20 protein-coding genes are annotated in these 22,128 nt (G+C 50.4%); 12 read left to right on the plus strand and 8 right to left on the minus strand.

Going from position 1 to position 22,128, the window contains the following annotated elements; translation table 11 throughout:
• Window position 1: 1 nt before the first annotated feature.
• The 4 genes from B9G79_RS10840 to B9G79_RS10855 all read right to left on the minus strand — a co-directional run bounded on the left by B9G79_RS10840 (window position 2) and on the right by B9G79_RS10855 (window position 4,676).
• Complete coding sequence (locus B9G79_RS10840) at window positions 2–541, minus strand: cytochrome c3 family protein (RefSeq protein ID WP_231839315.1); 540 nt, start codon at window positions 539–541, stop codon at window positions 2–4.
• 174 nt (window positions 542–715) lie between these two features.
• The gene (locus tag B9G79_RS10845) at window positions 716–2,356 is read right to left on the minus strand and encodes a cytochrome c biogenesis protein (RefSeq protein WP_011164085.1); all 1,641 of its coding nucleotides are present in this window, start codon (window positions 2,354–2,356) and stop codon (window positions 716–718) included.
• A complete protein-coding gene (locus B9G79_RS10850; RefSeq protein ID WP_088565516.1) occupies window positions 2,353–3,768 on the minus strand; it encodes a cytochrome c biogenesis protein ResB in 1,416 nt (471 codons plus the stop codon). The genes B9G79_RS10845 and B9G79_RS10850 overlap by 4 nt, the downstream gene beginning before the upstream one ends.
• A gap of 92 nt (window positions 3,769–3,860) precedes the next feature.
• On the minus strand, window positions 3,861–4,676 hold the full coding sequence (locus B9G79_RS10855; protein ID WP_198298003.1) for an N-formylglutamate amidohydrolase: 816 nt from the start codon (window positions 4,674–4,676) through the stop codon (window positions 3,861–3,863).
• A 65-nt stretch (window positions 4,677–4,741) separates the two neighbouring features.
• Between B9G79_RS10855 and B9G79_RS10860 the strand changes: the two genes are divergently transcribed.
• The 3 genes from B9G79_RS10860 to B9G79_RS10870 all read left to right on the plus strand — a co-directional run bounded on the left by B9G79_RS10860 (window position 4,742) and on the right by B9G79_RS10870 (window position 8,042).
• The gene (locus B9G79_RS10860) at window positions 4,742–5,317 is read left to right on the plus strand and encodes a cob(I)yrinic acid a,c-diamide adenosyltransferase (RefSeq protein ID WP_088565518.1); all 576 of its coding nucleotides are present in this window, start codon (window positions 4,742–4,744) and stop codon (window positions 5,315–5,317) included.
• Window positions 5,318–5,327: 10 nt separating this feature from the next.
• Window positions 5,328–6,458, plus strand: a complete 1,131-nt coding sequence (locus tag B9G79_RS10865) for a hypothetical protein (protein ID WP_088565519.1) — start codon at window positions 5,328–5,330, stop codon at window positions 6,456–6,458.
• A gap of 111 nt (window positions 6,459–6,569) precedes the next feature.
• Window positions 6,570–8,042: a hypothetical protein gene (locus B9G79_RS10870; RefSeq protein ID WP_232468578.1), complete on the plus strand. Its 1,473-nt coding sequence runs from the start codon at window positions 6,570–6,572 to the stop codon at window positions 8,040–8,042.
• Between the two features lie 28 nt (window positions 8,043–8,070).
• Here B9G79_RS10870 and B9G79_RS10875 read toward each other — a convergent pair whose 3' ends face one another.
• A complete protein-coding gene (locus B9G79_RS10875) occupies window positions 8,071–8,640 on the minus strand; it encodes a hypothetical protein (protein WP_157678773.1) in 570 nt (189 codons plus the stop codon).
• Window positions 8,641–8,815: 175 nt separating this feature from the next.
• Between B9G79_RS10875 and gspC the strand changes: the two genes are divergently transcribed.
• From gspC to gspF, 4 genes are all read left to right on the plus strand, one after another.
• Window positions 8,816–9,733 carry a type II secretion system protein GspC gene (gene gspC, locus B9G79_RS10880; RefSeq protein WP_088565522.1) on the plus strand — a complete coding sequence of 306 codons (918 nt, stop codon included), beginning with the start codon at window positions 8,816–8,818 and terminating at the stop codon, window positions 9,731–9,733.
• Between the two features lie 103 nt (window positions 9,734–9,836).
• Window positions 9,837–12,134, plus strand: coding sequence for a type II secretion system secretin GspD (gene gspD / locus B9G79_RS10885; protein WP_088565523.1), 2,298 nt, complete (start codon window positions 9,837–9,839; stop codon window positions 12,132–12,134).
• Window positions 12,135–12,139: 5 nt separating this feature from the next.
• Window positions 12,140–13,834, plus strand: coding sequence for a type II secretion system ATPase GspE (gene gspE, locus B9G79_RS10890; RefSeq protein ID WP_088565524.1), 1,695 nt, complete (start codon window positions 12,140–12,142; stop codon window positions 13,832–13,834).
• A gap of 80 nt (window positions 13,835–13,914) precedes the next feature.
• On the plus strand, window positions 13,915–15,132 hold the full coding sequence (gene gspF, locus B9G79_RS10895; protein ID WP_088565525.1) for a type II secretion system inner membrane protein GspF: 1,218 nt from the start codon (window positions 13,915–13,917) through the stop codon (window positions 15,130–15,132).
• A gap of 51 nt (window positions 15,133–15,183) precedes the next feature.
• On the opposite strand, the gene B9G79_RS10900 is transcribed toward gspF, so the two are convergent.
• Together B9G79_RS10900 and B9G79_RS10905 are read right to left on the minus strand one after the other, a co-directional pair.
• Window positions 15,184–15,609, minus strand: a complete 426-nt coding sequence (locus B9G79_RS10900; RefSeq protein WP_088565526.1) for a hypothetical protein — start codon at window positions 15,607–15,609, stop codon at window positions 15,184–15,186.
• Window positions 15,609–16,670 (minus strand): hypothetical protein, encoded by a 1,062-nt coding sequence (locus B9G79_RS10905; RefSeq protein WP_232468579.1) that lies wholly within the window; start codon window positions 16,668–16,670, stop codon window positions 15,609–15,611. Before B9G79_RS10905 ends, B9G79_RS10900 begins: the two co-directional genes overlap by 1 nt.
• A gap of 421 nt (window positions 16,671–17,091) precedes the next feature.
• On the opposite strand from B9G79_RS10905, the gene gspG reads away from it, so the two are divergent.
• From gspG to B9G79_RS10930, 5 genes are read left to right on the plus strand one after another with little or no spacing between them, the layout of a single operon-like run.
• The gene (gene gspG / locus B9G79_RS10910) at window positions 17,092–17,502 is read left to right on the plus strand and encodes a type II secretion system major pseudopilin GspG (RefSeq protein ID WP_011164071.1); all 411 of its coding nucleotides are present in this window, start codon (window positions 17,092–17,094) and stop codon (window positions 17,500–17,502) included.
• Between the two features lie 5 nt (window positions 17,503–17,507).
• The gene (locus B9G79_RS10915) at window positions 17,508–18,092 is read left to right on the plus strand and encodes a pilus assembly FimT family protein (protein ID WP_088565528.1); all 585 of its coding nucleotides are present in this window, start codon (window positions 17,508–17,510) and stop codon (window positions 18,090–18,092) included.
• Complete coding sequence (locus B9G79_RS10920) at window positions 18,089–18,589, plus strand: type II secretion system protein (protein ID WP_088565529.1); 501 nt, start codon at window positions 18,089–18,091, stop codon at window positions 18,587–18,589. Before B9G79_RS10915 ends, B9G79_RS10920 begins: the two co-directional genes overlap by 4 nt.
• On the plus strand, window positions 18,589–19,467 hold the full coding sequence (locus B9G79_RS10925) for a type II secretion system protein GspJ (RefSeq protein WP_088565530.1): 879 nt from the start codon (window positions 18,589–18,591) through the stop codon (window positions 19,465–19,467). Before B9G79_RS10920 ends, B9G79_RS10925 begins: the two co-directional genes overlap by 1 nt.
• A complete protein-coding gene (locus B9G79_RS10930; protein WP_232468580.1) occupies window positions 19,415–20,698 on the plus strand; it encodes a general secretion pathway protein GspK in 1,284 nt (427 codons plus the stop codon). The genes B9G79_RS10925 and B9G79_RS10930 overlap by 53 nt, the downstream gene beginning before the upstream one ends.
• 54 nt (window positions 20,699–20,752) lie before the next feature.
• Here B9G79_RS10930 and B9G79_RS10935 read toward each other — a convergent pair whose 3' ends face one another.
• Complete coding sequence (locus tag B9G79_RS10935; RefSeq protein WP_088566861.1) at window positions 20,753–21,958, minus strand: hypothetical protein; 1,206 nt, start codon at window positions 21,956–21,958, stop codon at window positions 20,753–20,755.
• Between the last annotated feature and the right edge of the window lie 170 nt (window positions 21,959–22,128).

Consider the following 22,128-nt stretch of genomic DNA (forward strand, 5'->3'; position numbering starts at 1 on the left):
CTTAGTAGTGGCAAGTTGAGCAGTTAAGTGGAGCTTTGTTCTCTGGCTGACGGTGACAGTTCACGCACCAACCCATAGAGAGATCAGAGAACTGTTGAACGGTTTTCATGGTCTCGATTGGACCGTGGCACGTCTGACAGTTCACGCCTTTGGCAATGTGGGCGTTGTGGTTGAAGTGAACGAAGTCCGGAAGCATGTGAACGCGAGTCCATTCAATGGAGTCCCCGTTATCATAAGCTTCACGCAGCTTTTGGATTGCCGGCTTGTCGGTGGCAACCTGCAAGTGACAGTTCATGCACGTTGAAAGCGCAGGAATGTTTGCGTGTTTTGTTCTCTCGATTTGATTGTGGCAGTACTGACACTGCATTTTGTGCGTACCCACATGTAGAGAGTGATCAAAAGGAATCGGCTGCTCTGGAGCGTATCCTTTATTATATCCCCAACCCGGCTGGAATTTACAGCCTGTCAGAAGTGTTGTAACCATGAGCGCGCCAATAAACGCCATTGCGCCCGCCGCTGTTCTTTTGAATACCCGATGCATAATCATCCTTCGCTAACTCATTACGATGTGGGCCAAAGACAAACGAATGCTGTCCTAATTTTAGTTTGCTCCTATTTAATGGTGGAAAAGTCCAGTTGTCCATATTCTTTTTGCAAGCATATTGAAAAAGAGAGAAACTCGGACCCGTCCGCTCAAAAAGTGTGCACACCAAATTTAAGACTCTTTCGTCGCCTTCTTCCCTCTGCCTTGTCTAATCACACTCACATAAACCACTAACAGCATGTGCGCTGCCACGAAAGCAGACACATACTCAACCCCACCAGCACCGAAGCCGTAGGAATGGAGCCCCGCGCCAAGTACGAAGTTCACTCCGTACCACGCCATGATCACCAACGAGAAAGTGATAACCGCTGTCACTACCATTCCGAAATGCTTCAACATGCCTGCGTAGCGCGCATGCAACACCGCCAGATAACCCAGCAGCGCGATCAAAGCCCAAGTTTCTTTTGGGTCCCAACCCCAGAAACGGCCCCAAGAGTAATCCGCCCAGATACCACCAAGGATGATCCCCGGAGCCAGGAACGCGACACCAATCTGCATAGCGCGATAGATGCTGGTGGTGATGGCTTTGATCTGCGCCTGGTGCTTTTCTTCCCCACGCAGATAATAGATCAATCCCAAATCACCCAACCCGAACGCCAGGAAGAAGGCCGCATAACTGATAGTGATTGTCATCACGTGGATCGTCAGCCAGTAGTTGCTGCGCAAAACCGGCTCCAGCGGCTGCAAGGAAGGATCCAAAACTGCCGGCGCAAAGTCCGCGATCACCAGACCAAAGGCAGCCACCAAAGTCCCGGCCACCAGAATCAACCGGTACTTGTAAATGATTTCCAAAATCGCCGCAAACAACACAGTTCCCCAGGCAACCCAGACAACTGTTTCATACATATTGGATACCGGCGCACGGTCCATGATGTACATGCGCAAACCAAATCCATAAGTGTTCAGCGCAAAACCAATGCCCAACAGCACCCACGCCGCCGTCATCAGGGACTCTTTGCTCAAAGCCCACACCAGCAACAACACAAGGAATGCCAGGAAATAGAACACATACGCCCAACGGAACGGATGGAAGGAGTTATAGTGAACCTCTGCCGTGATTTTACCACCCAGGCTGTACAATGCCGGATTTTCCGCCTGCGCCGCCGTTTCAAAGGCCGCCACGGCTTCATCCAGAGCTTTGCCGGAAACAGAAGAGTCCCCTTTTTCCGCGATCACACCCAGATAAGTCACAAAGGCTTTGGTCACATCCAGGAATTTCGCCTGAAGATGCTCTGGCAAATCCGCCACCGCCAGCCACGTGTCCCCTTCTTTAGGAGGAGCGACCTTCAGCATACGGCCGGCTGCGATTTCCTGAAATACAAAGAACTGGTTTTCCAAACGCTGCAAAGCCTGGAAGTACGGATCCAGCTTTTCTTTGGTTTCACGCTTGGCCTGAAGTTCCTGACGAAGCAGGGTGAATCTTTCGTTGGCAAAAAGCTCTTCACCGTTGAAATAGCGCTGGTCTTTCGGAAGATTCATCGCCTGCAGAACCTGGTGGTTGCGCACTTCAAAGATTTTTTTGCCTTCCCACGCCTGCGGAGACAGCATCCAGGTCAAAACGATTTCGGTGGCATTGCGGCCCTCGAATTTGGTTTTGCCATAGACGATTTCCAGCATTTCTTTGGCAAAGCTGTCGTAAGGCTTGATACGACCGCCGTCCTGAACCGGCATGGATTTCAGCAGATCACCGGGCTTGGCCACAGCGGCACAAGTCACCAACAATGAAGCAATGATGAGAAATATTTTTTTCATGATTCTTTCGTCCCTGCTCCCGTTTTACGGGCAAGTTTGAAGTCCAGATGTTTAAACCACATTAACAGCACGATACCCAATGAAAGCACCAATGAGCCCAGATATTTCAGGAATCTTCCCGGGTCATGATTGATGGAGAAGATGGAGGCCACCGGACGCCCGTCTTCCTCCTGGAAGCTCGCCTGATAGATGGTCAAACCCTTATATTTCAAAGGCTCGTTCATCGAAATCAGATATTCGCCAAAGTCCGGAACTTCCACCAGACTTTCGTAGGCGGCCGCACGCATGGTTCCCTGATAGCGCGCCACCTCGAATTTTTTAAGCTTCAGGTTGAAACCCAGATCGATACGGCGGTTGCCGTAGGTCAGCAGATAGACTGAATTCGTGGTGAACAGCTTCACCATGTCATTCAGCAGAACCCAGTTTTCTTTACCATCAAAGATGATCTTCACTGCGGAAGTGGTCAGCGGGGTTGGACGGCTGGAATCCTGCAGATCCCAATCTTCACGCGCCGCCGGCAGGAAGCGCAGCACACGGAAATTCAGGGCCATTTTAAAGCCCGGATCAAACACGTCGCCCTCTTTCACAAAGCCTTTCTTCAAGGGCTTGTCAGAGTCTTTCTGGAAAACAACATAACGAAGACCGTCTTTTTCCGGAGTCAGGAAGATTTCATTGGCACCACGAGGCTTTTCCGGAGCCGGACCCATAAAGATTTGTGCCGGACCGAAATTGTGACTGACCAGATTGCCTGGTTTTTTCTGAACCAGCCATTCGATCACATTCACGTTGTCATTCTGAAGCTGGAAGCGCAGGCCCGAACCGGCCTTCCCCACTTCGCCTTCGATCACCTTCTTTGAAGGAACAACGTATTTTTTGTAATCAACAATTCTGATTTCGCCTTCATACGCAGGAATGATGAAGGGCTTTTCGACAGTCGGCGGATTCTTGAAGAAGTCCACTTCTTGTTCCAGAGTTTTTGTGTAGCGGTCACCGTCAAAGGACGTGTACACGACGATGTCAGTTTCTGCGGTTTGCACGAAGTTGTTGGCTTCACCGATGCCCACACGCATGGATCCATCCAACCCCCACTTCCAGGTCAGAAGCGAGCCTGCCAGCAGAATGATAATCCCGATGTGAGCCAGAACGAAGGCGGCATGACGTTTTTTCCAAGGCCAACGATCCGCCATCACGGCGGTCAGATTGATCACCAACAGACCCATGATTCCGTACATGTACCAGGTGTCGTAAACCAGCTTTTTTGCCGCATAAGCATCATAGCGGGCTTCAACAAATGTCCCCACCGCAGTGATCACAGCCAGAGCCACGATGATGAAAACCGCGAGCTTCAAGGACGCCAATGGCTTGTTGATTCTTTTAAACAGGGATTTTTGGGGCGCAGAGGTCTTATCCAAAGCCGATCCTTATTGAGAGCTTATTAATTTTGGTATAGCTATCAATAGTTTAGATCGGCTTTTATGACCACGCTTTTTGCCTTTACGACGCCCTACATTATATGCAGCAAATTGTTGCGGACATAACTGACGGCGAACAACAGCTTCTCTTGAACCTTTTTCGCTTCTTCAGGTTTGAGCTTTTTGGTCTTTTCATCCATATACAATGAGCGGTTCAGCTCCACCTGAAGTGTATGTTGCTCGCGTTTAGGATCACCGTATTGCTCCGTGACGCGCCCGCCAAAATACGGCCAGTTGTAACCGACTTTGAATCCGGCAGAGGCATAGGCCGCAATCACCAGATCTTTAAAGCGCGGGTCACAGCTTTTGCCTTTGCTGTCGCTGACAACGATATCGGCTCTCAATTCGCCCGGATCGCGGTGCTCGCTGGTCCCCAAAGAGGGCATGCTGTGGGCATCAATGTGATAAGTTTTCTTGAAACCTTTTTCATGCAGGTCCGCATACAGCTTGCGAACGCCGGCATGGAAGGGCTCATAAACCAGCTTCACCAGTTCGTTGTGCGCATCCAGTGACATTGGCTCTTTCATCAGCTGATGTTTGTAAGTCGTGATCACCCAGTGAAAGCCACGGTTGTGCATGCCGGCCGGGTTGCTGTTGCCGATAACGGACGTTGCGTCCACGTCTTCAGGCACCCGGTTCAAGTCGGCCGCATAACGATGCCATTCGGTTTTCACATAGGGAATGTGCAGCTTGTGCAAAGTCGGTTCATACAGAAAGTCGACAAAACGATCCACGTCGCACATCAAAACTTCCTCGGGCAAAGACTTCAACCACGGCGTTTGATCCGGAACTTTTTCACCGGAATGGGGGATCGTCACAATCAAGGGTACTTCATTTGCATTAGCCATATCACTCTCACTTCTTGACCTGATAGACCTTAACCGTGACACTAAATACAAGAAGGGTCAAATCTATGACGAATGCTCCCAAAGCCAAAATTTATACGCGCACTGGCGACAAAGGCAGCACCCGCCTTGTGGACGGCTCCTGTGTTGAAAAATTCAATCCACGCGTCGAGGCTTATGGGACCGTGGACGAACTGAACAGCTATCTGGGGGTGGTGCGTTCGACATTGGCCCCCTTCCCCGAGATGTCAGATCTCAATCATTCCCTGGAAAAAGTCCAAAACGAGCTTTTCAACATCGGAAGCCTGCTGGCCACCGAAAAAGATGAGGTCTTCAAACTTTTGCCACCCATTACGGAAGAACAAATCCGTTATCTGGAGCTGCAAATCGATGAACTGACCACAACCCTGCCGGAACTGCGCAACTTTATTCTGCCGGCCGGCCACCCGACATCCGCGCACCTGCATGTGGCGCGCACTTTGTGCCGTCGCAGCGAGCGTCGTTCTGCCGAAATCGCCGTGAAAGACGAACGCTATTCCATGACTTTGCAGTATTTGAACCGACTGAGCGACTATCTGTTCGTAGCGGCCCGCTGGGCCAACATGAAACACGGGGTTGCCGACGTTCTTTGGAAGAAAACCTAGGAAAAACTTAATGAGATTAGAGATCGCAAAACCTGAGGACTCCAAAGCCCTTGTTGAGTTTTACAAAAGCTTCCCGCTGAACGGCCCGGTTGAAATCCGCATTGATCGCGAAAAGGATTTTTTCGCGCCCTATTCCGTACAATCCGACCAGCATCTGACTTATCAGCTTAAAACCGATGAAAATAAAATCGAGGGCATGGCAAGTTTCGTCGTGCGCGATGTGTGGCTGGATGGGAAAGTTTCCACCGTCGCCTTTGGCCGGGATCTGCGTATTTCTTCCAACCGCCGTGCGATTCTGGAATGGTCCCAGCACTTTTTACCCGTCATGGACGAAGTGTCCCAAACTCTGGGGAACAAGTACCTCTTCTCAGTGATGAGCATGGCGGATGTGCAGGCTTTAAATGCCTTTGTCCGCCCCCGCTCGATGAAACGTCCTTTGCCGAACTATCATCTGTTCCGACGCTTTAACATGGTTTCAGTGCACGGACGCCTGCCGTGGGCTTCCAATCCATTGCCCCATTTGCGCCTGCGCCGCGGAAGCGCGCAGAACGTCGATGCGTTGATTTACTATATCACGCAAAAATCCCGTCAGCGCGATCTGGCCACGACCTGGGATGAAACCAGCTTTATGGAAAAACTCGAACGCTGGAAGGGTTTGAAGCTGGAAGATTTCATCATCGCTTTTGACAAGAATGAAAACATCGTGGGCTGCGTGGCCCCGTGGTCTGCCGGAGGCATGCAGGAATTCATTCCGATGCAGTATTCTTTGCGCGGGCACAACTTCCGTCAGTTCCTGAAATTCGGAAAAATGCTGGGTTGGACCCGCACTTTGACGAAGCCTTATTCCCGTCTGAAAATTGAAGCCGGTTTGAATTTCAAGTATTTGAATTTCCTGTTTGCCGACAACGGCGACATCTTTGAAAGTCTGCTTTGGAAGGCCTTTGATGATGCCAAGGAAAATGAGTTCCTGGTGTACACCCAGACACGGTCGGAGTTCATCTATCGCCGTCCGCGCAACTGGATTTCTGCGAAGATGCCCTTTGGGATTTACCTGCTGATTCCACCGGATTCCGAGGTGCCATCCTTCATGCATCCCAACAACGAAAAACCCGCAGAAATCGAGCCCTTCTTTGCCCTGTAGACGGTAACCATTTTGGGCACTTTCGACAGTGCTTAGGGGCTTAAATCAGCCCTGCTTTATCCCATGCAGGCTCTGGTTTTGCTTGTGTTTTCCTGTATGGGAAAGTCACAAATGCGCCGTCTCAAAATGAAACATCTCTCCAAAGCCCTGGTTACCGGGTTTTTGGGCCTTTCTTTGACCGCTCAAGCCAACGACTTGGGGACGGATGTAAACAACATCTCTTCCGCCAACAAAATCGCCCTGACCCTGATCAGCAAACTTCCCAATTCCGGTGTTAAAGACGGCCTGGAACGCTATTACAACATTCTTTCCCTGAAGTCCTACACCTATGACAACCAAGTGGCCAACGCCAACACGGGCGTGGCTTTGTTCTTTGAACAACAGTTCCAGCAAAATGCCTGTTTCGCGGAAAAAGCTTATCTGTTCTATCGTGATTTGAAACTAAATACGAAGCAAAGGCAGGCCGCCGAAGGCGACAAGTCCCGCCACGCCCGCCCGTCTTTGGGGGATGTTGCCGGAAAAAACCGCAAGGACCTGAAGCCGGGCTGGTTGTATGAAAAAGCCCTGAAATATGCCGACGGAAACCCCAACGTGGCGATGAGCCTGATTGGTCTTTGCGGGCACGATGATAAAAATCAGGGTGAATTCACCAATCAGGATGTTGAAATCAAACTGACCAACAGCGGTATTTCCTCTGACGAACTGTACTCCCCAACCGATGGGAACTCGGAAATAAACACCGTCTGCCCGTCACAGTATGCGGATTTCTATGTGGCGGGCGGCCTTTCCAAAGCCTCGGACATCAGTGATGACTTAAAAAAGAAAGTTCTGAGCATTCAGTACCCCGGCAAAAAAGACGTTCAAATCGCCTCTAAAAACTATCATGTGATGGGTGCCGCGTTTATGACCTGTCAGATGATTGAGGCCGGCTTAAGTCCGCTTTTGGCCATTCAGGTTGAATCCATGGCGGCCCACCTTTATCGCGGCATTCGCCTTTGTCAGCAGATCGAAACCCCGGCCCATCTGTTCTGGTCCCTGCAGCGAACCAAAGAGGTCGCTTTGCGCGGCATGGGCCGCACCTTTGAAGAAACCGTGATTGAAACCACTCTGAAACGTGGCCGCGAAAAACAATGTGGTTACGACAAAGTCGCGAAGGATCCGTTCTGTAACTTCCTGAAAACCGTCGGTGCGCCGTTTGATCTGTCCGTGCCACGCATTGAAGAGCGCGCCCGCAAGATGCTTGAAAAGTACATGGATAACATGGTTGCCAGCGGGATCTATTCCTCGTGGCATGTCAGCGGCGAAGTGGCTGGCATCAGCCTGCCTTGTTCGCGCGATCAACTTTGGGGTCCGCACCCGTTCCTGCAATGGCTGATCGCCAAAACAGAAGTCAGCCTGAATATCTGCGGCAATGGATTGACGATGGATTCCTGCCGCAAAGCTGTGCGCACGGTGAAATCCTGGGAAACTGATTTTGACTGGACGGTTTCCCAACACGCTGCGGGCGCACGTTTTGCCGCCCGTGTCTGCAAGCCCTATCCAAAGGGCACGAACTCATTTGATGGTATGTGTGCTCAGAAATAAAAAAAGCCCGGTGCAACCAGGCTTTTTTTTAGTTGGCAATGCCTTCTGTCGGCAGCACTGACTCTGCGACGTGCGGCCAGAACCAGTCAAGTTGTGGATCCGATGCGATCACGTCTTTAATCAGCACTTTCACATCGCTGCGAGTGGAGATTTCGCGTCTCAGCCACATCTCAATTTCGTCGTAGCCGGGGCCAATAATGGTGATCTCAATTGAACTTAAGAAATGCAGCAGGTGCAGGTCTTTTGTCGCCACGGGGCGACCTTCCAGCTTGCCGTGGATGAAGTTCAAAACTTCCGCTTTGATTTCCGCAAAGTTACGATGGTTGATGCGACGAAGGATCAAGTCAGCACGGTGATCGCGATTGATCCAGCGCTGATGCAGTCCCCGTTGAACCAAATTGATCAGGTAGTTTCTCAATACAGAAGGGACCAGACGAAAATCTTCGTCCGGCAACGACATCACCTGCATCAAATCTACGTATCGTGCCTGTTCCTGGCCTCGACGTAGAGAGGTGAGCACCTCCGGGATACGCAGTAAAGACTCGCGAATACCCAAGAGATCGATTCCTGCTCCATCCGTGAAGTAGAGAATTCTCATATCACTATCATGACCTATCTTTACGAAATGTGTGCAGAAAAATGCAGGACCCAGACCAGGGTCCAGTATGTATTTTTTAGTGCAGTCACCTCGCCTTTTTGATAGGCTAAACAGAGGCCCAAGGACTAGGAGCTGTCAGCAGCAATGCTGGTTAATTACAAAGGATTGTACAACCGTGACTTCACGCAACTCGAAGAATCAAAGACCACCACTTGAAAAGTGGTATCCCTATATTCTCTTTGCATTTATTGGTTACTGCGTGGCCGATCTGGGCATTCTCGCCTATCGCGACAAAATGCTTCCGCAATCTGCTCCCCCGTCCCATCCGAAATCCAGTCAGTTTGAGGCCGGCGTCAGCCGTGGCGCTTACAACTCCATCACCAGCCGGAACATTTTCGCCTCCAGCGGCGTGATTCCTGATGCTTTGGTGGATAAATCCAAAGGTGCCGAGGCCCAGCGTGAAGCGGATCCGGTTCCGTCCCAGTTGCCTTTGAATCTGATCGGAACTTTGGTGCACTCCAATCCGGAAAAATCCCTGGCCGCCATTGAAGTTCGCGGCAAGCAAGGCGTGGTTTCTTACAGCCCCGGCAAGCAGATCGACGGCATGGCTGAAATCATGAAGGTGGAACGCCAAAAGGTCGTTTTCCGCAACCTCAACTCCAACCGCCTTGAATACATCGAGATGAAAAAAGAAGGCGGAAAAGTCGCCTTCGGCGCCGGTAAATCTTCCGGCGGGGATTCCGGCAAAGACGTGCAAAAAGTTGGCGACAACAACTTCATGATCAAACGCGCCGATCTATTGAAGTACACCAACGATCTTTCCAGTATTTTGATGCAAGCCCGCGCCGTTCCGAACCGCGAACCCGGCACCGGCAACATCAATGGCTTCCGCATTTTGGACATGCAACCCGGCAGTATTTACGAACAACTTGGCATCCAAAGAATGGACGTCATTAAGTCTGTCGACGGCACTCCTGTCGACAGCCCGGCCAAAGCCATGGAGCTTTACAACACCCTGAAGAACTCACCGAAAGTGACTCTTCAAGTAGAGCGCAACGGTAAAACCGAAACCATGACTTATAACATTCAGTAGTCGGCCTGGCCGGCAGAGCCGCAGCGCCGGAGGCGCGTAGGCTGAAGCAGCTTTAGAAGAACTTAAAAGGATTTTAAGACAACTCCTCAGGAGGAGAAGCAAAATGAAAAAGAACGTCAGCATAGGACTTGCTTCATTGATGACGGCCCAACTTGTGGGCCCGGCAGCAAAGGCTCAGTTTGAGGACTTCCCTCCTCCACCGCCGCCACCGGATTTCGGTGACATGGGTGGTGGTGATTCCGCTCCTTCTGATTTTGGCGGCAGCAACTCCGGCGGCCCTTCAGGCATGGCTCCACGCGGTGGATCTGACGCACCAGCAGGCTCTTCCCCTTTGAACAAGGCGGAAAAAGACAAGTTCGCCAAAGCCCCGATTGAAGACATCAACAACAAGAACTTCCCGGAAACCATCGAATCCTTCGATTTCCCGAATGTTGAGATTTCTGATATCATTCGCGCGATCAGTGAATTGACCGGCAAGAACTTCATCATCGATCCGGGCGTTCGTGGTAAAATCACGATCATCGCGCCAACCAAGATCACCGTTTCTGAAGCTTACAAGGCCTTCTTGTCCGCTTTGGCGATCAATGGCTTCACGGTGGTTCCTTCCGGAAGCTTCCTGAAGGTCAAATCCGCAAGAAATGCCCAGCGTGATAATATCGAAACCTTCTCTGGCGCTTACTACCCTAACGCCGATCAGATGATCACACGTATCATCCACTTGAAACACATCTCGGCTTCTCAAGTGAACCGTGACCTGCGCATCCTGCCGTCCAAAGACGGCGAAATGAACATCTACGAGCCAACAAACTCCATCATCATCTCGGACTACGGTTCCAATATCGACCGCGTGATGAAAATCATCAGCCAGTTGGACGTTCCAGGATTTGAAGAACAACTTGAAGTGATCCCTATCAAGTACGCGAAAGCCAAGGACCTTGCTGACCTCGTTGATAAAATCGTCAATAAAGGCAATAAAACTCAAGGTTCTGCTCCGGGCACCTTTACCGCCGGCGTGCCAAGATTCTCCCGCTCTGCGGGGGCGACGTCCCAACAGGGCGCCAGCTTCTTTATGGCGATTCCTGATGACCGTACCAACTCCATCATCGTTGTGGGTAATAAATCCGGTATCGTGCGTATCAAAAAGCTGATCTCTCAGTTGGACTTCAAGATCCGCGCTGAAGAATCCGGTGGCGTTTACGTTTATAACGTTCGTCACGGCGATGCTGAAAAGATCGCGCAAACACTTCAAGGTGTGACCAAAGATGCCGCTCCAAAACCGGCAACTGGTGGCAGTCTGCTGTCCCCGCTGGGTTCCCAAGGGATGCAAGCTCCTCAGGAAATCTTCGGTGGCGATGTTAAAATCACGGCCGATAAAACCACAAACAGCCTGATCGTGACTGCCAGCAAGCAGGATTACGACGTGGTTCTGAATATCCTTTCCAAGATCGACACACCTCGTGACCAGGTGTTTGTGGAAGCCATCATCATGGAAATGTCTGTGAATGACGGTAATTCCTGGGGTATTGGTTACTACCAGTACGGCGACAGCGGTTATGGCAAGGTTGGTTTCAACGGTCTTTCCAATATCAATGACTTCCTGTCCCCGACAGGTGGCTCTGGTGCCGTGATCGGTTTCGGTCAGGGTAAAACAGTGGAAGTGACTGATCCGGTTTCCAAAACGACTTTGAAGATTCCTAGTCTTTTGGGTTTCATCAACTTCCTGAAAACCGCGAAAAAAGCCAACATCCTGTCCACTCCTCAATTGATGACTTTGGACAATCAAGAGGGTGAATTGGAAGTGGGTGACAAGGTTGTTGTCGGTGAAAACGTGCAGAACGTTGGAACCAGCGGCACGACGGTAAGAACACCGCAGTTTGAAGACGCAACGATCAAACTTGCGATCAAACCGTTCATCAGCCCGGCTTCCAATCAGATCCGCATGGAAATCAAACAACAGGTGGCGCAGCTTTCTACAGCTTCCACACCGAAAGCATTCCAGGATTCCACACAGCCTTTGGCAAAACGTTCCCTGAAAACAGTGATCAACGTGAATAACGGCGACACGGTGGTTCTGGGCGGTTTGATGAAAGAACAAGATCAAGAGTCCGTCACGAAAGTGCCTCTGCTGGGCGATATTCCAATTATTGGATGGTTGTTCAAGTCCCGCACGATCGTAAAGGACAAAACGAACATGGTTGTGTTCCTGACTCCGAAAATCGTGCGCAACAACATCGAAGCCAACGCCATCGTTTCCAAAAAACTTGATGAACGCGTTGATTTCGTAAAAGCTCAGGGCGGCGTGGATCCATACGGTGCAAAACTGGATGAAATCCGTCGCAAAGCAGAGGCACCTTCCGCTGCTGATGTGCCTGCGACTGCTGAACCTATTATTGAGGAGTAATTCTGATGGCCTCCGTGGATGTTTCAACGATACTTGCCAAATCAACCTCTTTAACACAGGACCAAATCCGTTCTGTGTTAAACAACCCTTCGGTGGTGAGACCCGTCACCGTTGGTGAGGCTTTGGCTGCGAAGGAATTTTCCACGGCGGATGAAGTGGTCTCCGATCTGTGCAAAGAACTGGGCTTGGATTTTATCCGCGACATCCCGGTCAGCGAGATCGCCGTCGACTTGATTCGTGACCTTCCAATCAACTACGCAAAACAACACAACGTCCTTCCCTACAAGGAAGATGCGGACCTGCTAGTGGTACTGACCAGCAATCCGGTGAACCTCAAAGCCCTGGATGACATGAAGGTACTGTTCGGAAAGCGCGTGCGCCCTCTGATCACCACTTCCAGCCGTGTTCAGGATGCAATCAATAAAGTTTACGAAAAAAGCACCGCGAATCTTTCCGGTTTGGATGAAATCGCCGAAGAAGATTACGATTTAGATGATCCTATCGTGGATTTGCTTGAGGCCGGCGAAGACGACGCTCCGGTGATCAAGATGGTGAATAGTCTGCTATTCCGTGCGGTGAAAGAAAAAGCGTCCGATATCCACATCGAACCCTATGAAAAAGACATGGCCGTGCGCTTCCGTACGGACGGTATTTTGTTCGACGTGTTCAAACCACCTAAAAAGCTTCAAAACGCCATCACGTCTCGTATCAAAGTTATGGCCAACCTGAACATCGCCGAAAAACGTTTGCCTCAGGACGGTCGTATTCCTTTGAAAGTCGGCGGTAAAGACATCGATATCCGTCTGTCCTGCGTCCCGACCACGTTCGGTGAGCGTCTGGTTATGCGTATTCAAGACAGATCCTCTGTCGTGCGCGAACTGGCGGCCTTGGGCTTTTCTCAGGAAAACCTGTCCCGCATGGAAGAAGACATCCTGACTCGTTCTTATGGCATCTTCCTGGTCACGGGTCCGACGGGTTCTGGTAAGTCCACGACTCTTTACGGGGCCCTTTCCAAACTGAACCAGCCTGACGTGAATATCCTGACAGTTGAAGATCCGGTGGAGCAACGTATCCACGGCATCGGTCAGGTGCAAGTGAACTCGAAGATCGGCCTGACCTTCGCAGCCGGCCTTCGTTCCTTCCTTCGTCAGGACCCTGACATCATCATGGTCGGTGAGATTCGTGACTTGGAAACCGCCGAACTGGCGATCCAGGCTTCTTTGACGGGTCACTTGGTTCTTTCCACGCTGCACACGAATGACTCGGCCGGGGCCTTCCCCCGTCTGATCGACTTCGGGGTGGAACCGTTCCTGATTGCAACCTCGATCACAGGTGTTATCGCCCAGCGTTTGGTGCGCGTTCTTTGCCCACACTGCAAAGCCCCGCATGAAGCGACGGATTTTGAAATCCAGCTTTTGGGTATCACCCGTGAAGAGGCGAACAAAGCCAACATCTGCAAAGCCATGGGTTGCAACCACTGCTCGCAGAAAGGCTACTCCGGTCGTACCAATATCGGAGAGCTTTTGATCGTAACGGATGACATCCGTTCATTGATCATGCAGCGTAAAGACGGTAATACAATTAAAAGACAAGCAGTTGCCAACGGAATGAAGACCTTCCGTGACCACGGGATCCAAAAAGTCCTTGCGGGCATCACGACAATTGAAGAACTGACTTCCAATACGCAGCTGGATATTTAGGGCGGCGGCAGCCGCGGAGAGCGCAGGGGCCTCGCCCCTGCAGCTGAACCAGCTTAGAAACGACTTATAAGGTAACCACAATGCCTATTTTTGAGTACAAAGGCCTGTCGAAAGACGGAAGAAATGTTAAAGGGACCATCGACGCTGAAAACCAGCGAGCGGCCCGCACCAAGCTCAAAAAAGACAATATCTTTGTCATCGACATCAAAGACAAAAAGAAGATAGATCCAAAAAAGAAAACCGGTCCCCGCGCCACTAAAAACGTGGGCGTAAAAGACCTTTCTTTGATGACCCGTCAGTTGGCGACTTTGATCAAAGCCAACATCCCCCTGGTGGACGCGTTGACGGCCGTTTCTGAACAGGTGGAAAACCCGACCCTGGCGGAAGCTTTGGCCGACTGTAAGAACATGGTCAACGAAGGTTCCACCCTGCATAAAGCCATGCTGAAATACCCAAACGTCTTCACCACGATCTATGTGTCGATGGTGGAAGCCGGTGAAATGTCAGGCAGCTTGGATGTGATCCTGATGCGTCTGGCGGAATTCACCGAGGCTCAGGCCGATTTGCGCGCCAAAGTCAGCAGTGCCATGACTTATCCGGTGATCATGCTGGTTGTGACGTTTGGTTTGATGGGCTTTTTGTTCATCTTCCTGATTCCTAAAATGGTGACCGTGTTTGAGTCCGCTCCGCAGTTGCAGCTTCCGTGGTACACGGTGGCTTTGATTGATGCGTCCCAGTTTGCGGTGAACTATTGGTATCTGATTTTGGGAAGCATGCTGATTGTGTATCTGCTCTTCCGTAACTGGAGAAACACCCCGGCCGGCAAAAACCAATGGGATGCGATTTCTTTGAAATTGCCGCTGATTGGCCCGACGGTTCGCATGGTTGCTGTATCCCGCTTCACCCGCACCCTGGCGACACTTCTAAACGGTGGTGTTCCGATGCTGGCCGCGATGGATATCGTCAGAAACGTTGTCGACAACCACGTACTGGCTAAAGCGATTGATGAAGCCCGCAGCAATATCTCTGAGGGTGAATCCATCGCCGGTCCTTTGAAAAAATCCGGCCAGTTCCCGCCTATCGTGATTCACATGGTGAACATCGGCGAAAAAACCGGCGAGCTGGAAAACATGCTAAGTCAGGTCTCTGATGCTTATGACTTCCAGGTAAAAACCAAATTGGAAGGTCTGACCAGCATCATGGGTCCGATCGTCATCGTTATTATGGGTGCCGCGATCGGTATGATCGTTATGGCGGTCATGGTCCCAATGTTCGAAATGGCGAACGTTGCGGGGTAGAATTTAGAGCAAAAGTAGAAATGAAAAAGGAGCCCTTGGGGCTCCTTTTTTTTATTCGGAGAATTGCAGATCGTAGGTGGAGCATTGCGAGACTGGATACGTCCCCTTCTTAATGCCCTCGATCAGGTGGCGGGCTTCGCGGCCCACGGACGAAACGTATTTTGGTCCATGGCACATCACCGCGCTGGACGGACGATACACCGGAGCTGACGGAGTTGTATCATCCACATACTTTTGCAGTTCTGCGATCTCGGCTTCACCCCAGAAAGTGACAGCCGTTTTTTCAATCATCACGCCATTGCAGCAATGACTCTTCAATCCTTGCAACAGATTCACGGGACCCCAGGTTTTCAGTTCCTGACTGGTCACAGAAGCATTATCAGGCTTGCGCACAGGCGCAGCCTCAGGCCCCTTCCATACAGACCCACAGCCCGCCAAAACAAATCCTGCCAACAACATCAACAATGCATTTTTCATTAGCGAGCTCCTTTTCTAAGCTGCTTTGCAGAGGCCTGTAACATCTCGGCCACGTATTTCAATTCACCCGCAGTCTTAAAGGTGTCACGATCCTGTCTTTCCATTGCCACGAACTGCAGTTGCTCTCCCAAAGCGGCAAGGCGCAGTTGCAAACTTCCCAGCAGGAAATCACGTTCTTCAGACTTCATTTTGGCAACTTCTGGCTTGTTCTTGGCGTCTTGCAGATACTCAACAAGAGCAACCCCGGTATCACGCAAATTCTTGCGGGCCTCAGCGCTTAAAGCATCCCCCTTGAACATGGCTTCCTGCACGCAGTTTTCAGCCGCATCCATATTCTTGAAGGACTCACGCACCTGATCCGGCACATTCTGATTCTTTTGCAGATAACTTTCCATGGAATCACAACGATAGAAGGCCACCGCCTGACCACACTGGGAGCTCTTGGAGTTGATCACATTTTGGCGACATCCCGGTTTATCCGGGACTTCGTAGGTCCTGTAAACCTTGTCCAGGGTTTGCAGCTCATAAGGGGCCATGCTACTGAAACCATTTTTTGAATAAGCGATCTTTTCGTCGATATAAATGAAACCGTGATATTCCGTGGTCTTGGCAACACCCGCGATCTGACGAATGGCACCGACATCCCCCGGCTCTTTCTTTTCACCGTCTTTTAAAGCGCGGCAAAGAGGCGGACGCATATAGAAATTCATTTCTTCCGGCGTAGAATAACGCATGGCTGGCAAAATTTTACTCATCACCAAAGACAGATTCCAACAGTTTGGCCCATCCACTTCCGGCGTGGCCCCATGATATTTGACCACATGTTCAGGCACACAATCCGTGATATCCAAATTACAGGAACCACCGGACTCCCCAGCCACAGCCGCAGGATCACAAGTCTTCCCGGTCTTAGCATTCGTGCTCCACCGCGCCAAAGAAGAGTAAATACTTTTCCCCTCTTCACACGCCCCAGACAAAATAAGCTTGCCCGATTGCTTCGAAATTTCGAAAGCCTGCGCCTGCATCAAAAACAAGAACACGACACCAAATATACTTCTCATTCCAAACTTATCGGCAGCTTCCTTACTCAAAACAAGACAGACAAACGTCCACCCAAAAACCTAAAGTAACCCATAAACTCCCCACCCCAAACTATCCCAACACCTTCACAACCCAGCAAAGGCAGTCCCGACCAATGTCCCATACAATCTCACTGTGATGCACATACGAGCTTTGAGGGGATTGCTTTGGAGCCTGCGCGCCGAGTTCCGCAGTCGAGGCAAAGTAAAACGCGAAACAGTAGGGACAAACACGAGCGAGGACTGTCCGAGGCGAGAAGGCTCCAAAGCAATCCCCTCAAAGCGTCGCAAAACCGAGCCCACAGAGCGAAGAATTATTATGTGACATTAGTCCGGCTGCCGCTCTGTCCTTTGATTTTGGGCTAGGTTTTGCTATCCTCAATGTCTGTAAAAAGGAGTAAGTATGTCTCTTCTCAAAAACCGCAAGGGTATGACTCTGATTGAAATCATGATCGTCCTTGCCATCATCGGTGGTATCGCAGCTCTTCTTCTTCCTAACATCACGGGACAATTGGATAAATCCAAAGCCAAAGAGGCTAAGATCCAACTGACACAAATCGTGAATGCCCTTTCCATGTACTACACGGATTGCGGTAAATATCCTCAGACTTTGGAAGGTTTGACGACTGCTGATCCAAACTGCTCCAACTGGGGTCCTCAGCCTTACTACACCAAGAAACTTCAAGATCCATTCGGTCACGATCTGGTTTACGAACTGGAAGGTGGCGAATACTCTTTGAAATCTTTGGGTAAAGACGGCCGCGAAGGTGGTTCTGGCTTTGACAAAGACATCACACTGGATGATCTGAACTAATTCAGATGCCTGGTAATCAGCGGGGATTCACTCTCATTGAAATCATGATCGTGCTGGCCATTATGGCCGCTCTGATCACAGTGGGAGCTCCCCGACTTCTCAAAAAAGACGGCAATATCAAAGCCGTTGCCCGCAACTTCATCGTTCTTTCCAAAGAAATCCGCAATAAAGCCCGTTTGACCAACTCTACTTACCGCCTGGCCATCAGCATGGAACCGGGAGAGGAAAAGTATTGGCTGGAACGCGCCAGCGGCCCTCAGGCGGTCGATCCTGACGCTGCAGAAAAAGAAAAAGACCGTGACGAGGAAAATGCACCTCCCCCTTTGTTTCAGATGGATAAATCCCTGCTGAAGAAAGAAAAAGAGCTTCCCGAGGGCTTGCGTTTTGCCTCGGTAGAGACTGTGAATATGAAATCCCCTATGACTTCCGGGGTGGCCTATATCCATTTCTTCCCAGAGGGCTTTGTGGAAGCCTCTGCTGTGCAGATCACGAATGGAAATAATTTAACTTGGACTCTTGTTTTTAATCCTTTAACGGGTCAAGCTGATATCATTGAGAAAGCTTCTTCGTTAAAGGAAGTCCAGCGGTGAAAAAAAACGGATTCACATTGATTGAAACCATCATGGCGATGGTGATCCTGTCCTCAGGGATTATGCTTTTGGCAAATTCCTGGAGCGGTTCTTTCATGCGTGTCCGCAAGACCCAGTTGTCCACCGAAGTCACCGCCTTACTTGAACGAAAAATGGTCGAAGTCGAAATGGAGTATGCCGGAAAACCACTGGACTCGATCCCGGAAGAAACTGAAGACGACTTTGGCTCTGAGTACCCGCAATACACCTGGAAAATGACCTCCAAAGAATTTGAAGTCCCGGATATTTCCGCGACCCTCACCGCCCAGTCTGGTGGTGCGGATGAAATGGCTTTGACCGTGATGAAGACACTGACAGAGCATCTTTCCAAGTCCGTGAAGGAAGTGAAAGTGACCGTCATCTATAAAGGTGCCAAAAAACCTATGGAGTTTTCTGCCACCCAGTACTTTGTCGACTATGACAAGGAACTGCCACTGCCTTCGATGCCGGGGATGTGATGATGAAACACAACCGCGGCTTTACCATGATTGAGCTTATGATCACGATCACCATCCTGGGGACACTCACGATGCTGACAGCGCAAGCCATTCAACAGGCTGTGAAGGCCAAGGTCAAACTGCAAGATCAGATCGATGATGTGTCCCGCATGCGCGATGGTTTGCGCCTGCTGGAAAGAGACATCAATCTGGCTTACCACTATCGCGACGTTGAAAAAGAGCTGGAACAACTGATGAAGAAGAAAAATAACAATTCTTCAAACCAGAACGGCACAATCCCCGATAGCAGCATCCCCGGCGTAATCCCCGGCGGCCAAATCACCAACGATATGCATGAGCAGCCTGAGCAACGCGAAGTTCCCCGCCGCGATCCCGAGACTCACTTCGTAGGCAACAACGAGTCCATCAATTTTGTGACCATGAACAACGCCCGCACCGTCAGAAACACCAAGCAGGCGGACTTTATCGAAGTGGGCTATGCCCTGCGCGATTGTAAATCGTTGCGCGAAGGTGGCGGCAGTTCCAAATGCCTGTGGCGCCGAAGCTCCCCGTATGTGGATCTGGATGTCACCAAAGGTGGCGACGAGGTCGCTTTGCTTGAAAACGTCAGCGAATTCAAACTGCGCTATATGGGTAAAGGCAAACAGGATTGGGCCAATGACTGGCGCACGGACGCCCAAGGCGACGCGGCCACCAAGGGCAAATTCCCACAAGCTGTCGAGATCTCTTTGACCGTGGAAAAGAAAACCGCCGGCAAAAGCAAAAAATACTCAATGCAACTGATCGTCCCGATTCACTTCCCCAACAATCCAGAGGAGGGTGCAAATGCTCAAGGCAATCAAAGCTCTTGGCCGCGAAGTACACCGTCCACTCAATAACGCCAAAGGCATCGCGCTGATGATCGCGATCGCCTGTATCATGCTGATCATGTGGATTGCAATGGAAGTGTCCTATGATTCCAACGTCGAATACCTGGTGAATTCACAGGGTTTAAACCGTGTGAAGGCCTACTATGCCGCGAAGTCCGGCATGCAGCTCAGCCTGCTGCGTATCAAGATCTATCAACAGGCCCAAAGCAAATTGGGCGACAAACTGGGTGACACCAAAATGCTGGATCAAATCTGGCAGTTCCCGTTTGCATGGCCATTGCCAATTCCAGATGAATTAAGCGCCATCGATAAAGATGCCTTTAAAAAAGCCGTCGCCGATTCCACGATGGACACAAGTTACATTGTGACGATCGAGGATGAAGGCTCCAAGATCGATCTGAATGACCTGGCCTCCCCGTCAAAGTCTTTGCAGGAACTGACAAAAAAACAACTGGTCACGATCTTTGCGCAAAAAATCAAAGAAGACGAAAACTTCCAGCGTGAATACAGCAATGTCCGATTTGACGAACTGGTGAACAACATCGCCGACTGGATGAGCCCGAAATCTGCCTCCCTAAACGGCGGCGATAAACGCGCCAACTATGCCGAACTGAACCAAGCTTCGCAAAGCGACCACTATCCCCCAAACCGCCCGTTCCGCTCTGTCGCCGAGCTACACATGGTCCCTGGGATGAACGATGATTTCTATGACTTGCTGGCCCCACGAGTGACCATCTATGGAATGAAAGGGATCAACCCGAACATCGCCACCCGCGAAGTTCTAAAGTCCCTGGACCCAGCGATGACTGATGAAGTGGTGACCGAAATCATCAAACGCCGCGATTCCGAAGAAGAAGGCGGTCCGTTTAAATGCGATCAAGGCGGCGGCAGCAGCGACTTCTGGCAGTTCGTTCAAGGCAAAGGCATCCGTACCGAAGGAAATCCCGAAGATGTGCCGCTGATCTGCGACAGCGTGATGAACTTCAAAATCCGCAGCACCGGAGAATTCGCCGGCGCCACCCGCGAAATTGTTGCAGTGGTGATGGACCTGCAAAAAACCGCAAACAAAGTGAAAACCTACGTCGACAAAGACAAAAAAAACAACGGCGGCGAAAGCAAGTCTGACCCAGGCGGTGGAGGCAATCAAGGCACCACACCCGGTGGAAATGCCGGCAACAACGCCAACGCCACGCAAATCCCGAAAGGCCCGCCAAGAGTTGTGTACTGGAACGAAAGATAAAAAGAAACCCCGGCGATGAACCGGGGTTTTTAATTTTTAGGACCTAAGATTTTCTTAATTAGTAATTATATTCTGTGCAACATTATATTCTGTGCAACTTCCACGAATGGTTTGTTTGGCAGATTCAACAGCCTCACGCACCTGTGCCACTTCGGCAGTTTTGTACGGGCAACTGGCCTCCAGCAAGTTGGCATAGAACTCATAAAGTTTCGCCGTCGCCTTGGCATTGTCACAGATCCCAACGCCTTCATTAATAGTTGCAGAATGTTTGTCCATCTCAAGACCCAGAGCATAGTCATCACAAGCCACTTTCGGAGCTTTGTACTTGCCGATACCATATCCGCCACCAGAAGGATTCGGACGAGGATTGGGATCAAATGCCGGAGGGCGATCCCCACCCCCACGAGTATCAGCAACAGGAGGCATGAAATCCGACACCGGAGCCATTCCTTCAGGATTCTTCCCACCCAAAGCCTTCGCCGCCATCAACTCTTTACAAGGCTTGATAGATGCGCAGGGCTTAATGCTTTCAATATGAATCGGAGTCAATGCAGGCCCAACCTGATAGATAATTGACGACTTCGAACCATTAATATCCGCATCCCATGAATAGTAGCTTCCAACGATTCTCTTACCTTGATGATAGCGAATCAAATAGACCATCTTGCCAATAACAGCGTCCTTATCGTTCAAAGCAGGCGCTTTAATAAAGCCATATCCTTCAGCAAATCCATTCTCGCACTTCCCACTCCATGTCACCTGAGGTCCTCGAAGAAAAATACTTGGCTGCTGAAGTTTACATCCATCAGACGTAAGGATTTGTTCGTATGGTGGGTTTGTTGCGACAAAAGATTCTATGCGCGCGCACTCCTGCAAATTGCTCTTTCTGTCTTTGCAATCATGACCACCCAACGTGCTCTGGTAGTATTCAGGAGATCCAGCGTACCAATAGCTGCTAGGGATAATTCGACCCCCTCGCATCTGAACTGCAAAGGCTTTATATGAAACTCCATTGGCTTGTTGAACAGAGACCCAACCAATCCCCTCCGCATAACCGCCAGGGCAGGCTCCGCTCCAAGAATGTTTATTTTTAGGGTTGATATAAAGATCTGACAAATTCAAGCTGCACCCGTCAGCAGTTTTAATTGTATGTCCCTTTGAATACTCGGAAACAGGAGTGTTTTTTTTCTTCTTCCCAAATAAAGCATGAGAATTAAACGACACAAGACAGACCAGGACAAAAACGCCAAAAGAACGCATGAAAACCTCAAAAGATTTGAATTTGATCCGCGTTTCTACCACTAAATACGTTTCTGTATGATTACATCGAAGAAACCAGCAAAAATTCCCCAACCGTCCACCCCATAGACACCCACACTCGATCAAGGTCCAGTCAAAACATATCCCCCATCCCCCACCGCGCCTTCCCC

The organism is Bdellovibrio bacteriovorus (assembly GCF_002208115.1).
Classification (GTDB): Bacteria; Bdellovibrionota; Bdellovibrionia; order Bdellovibrionales; family Bdellovibrionaceae; genus Bdellovibrio; species Bdellovibrio bacteriovorus_C.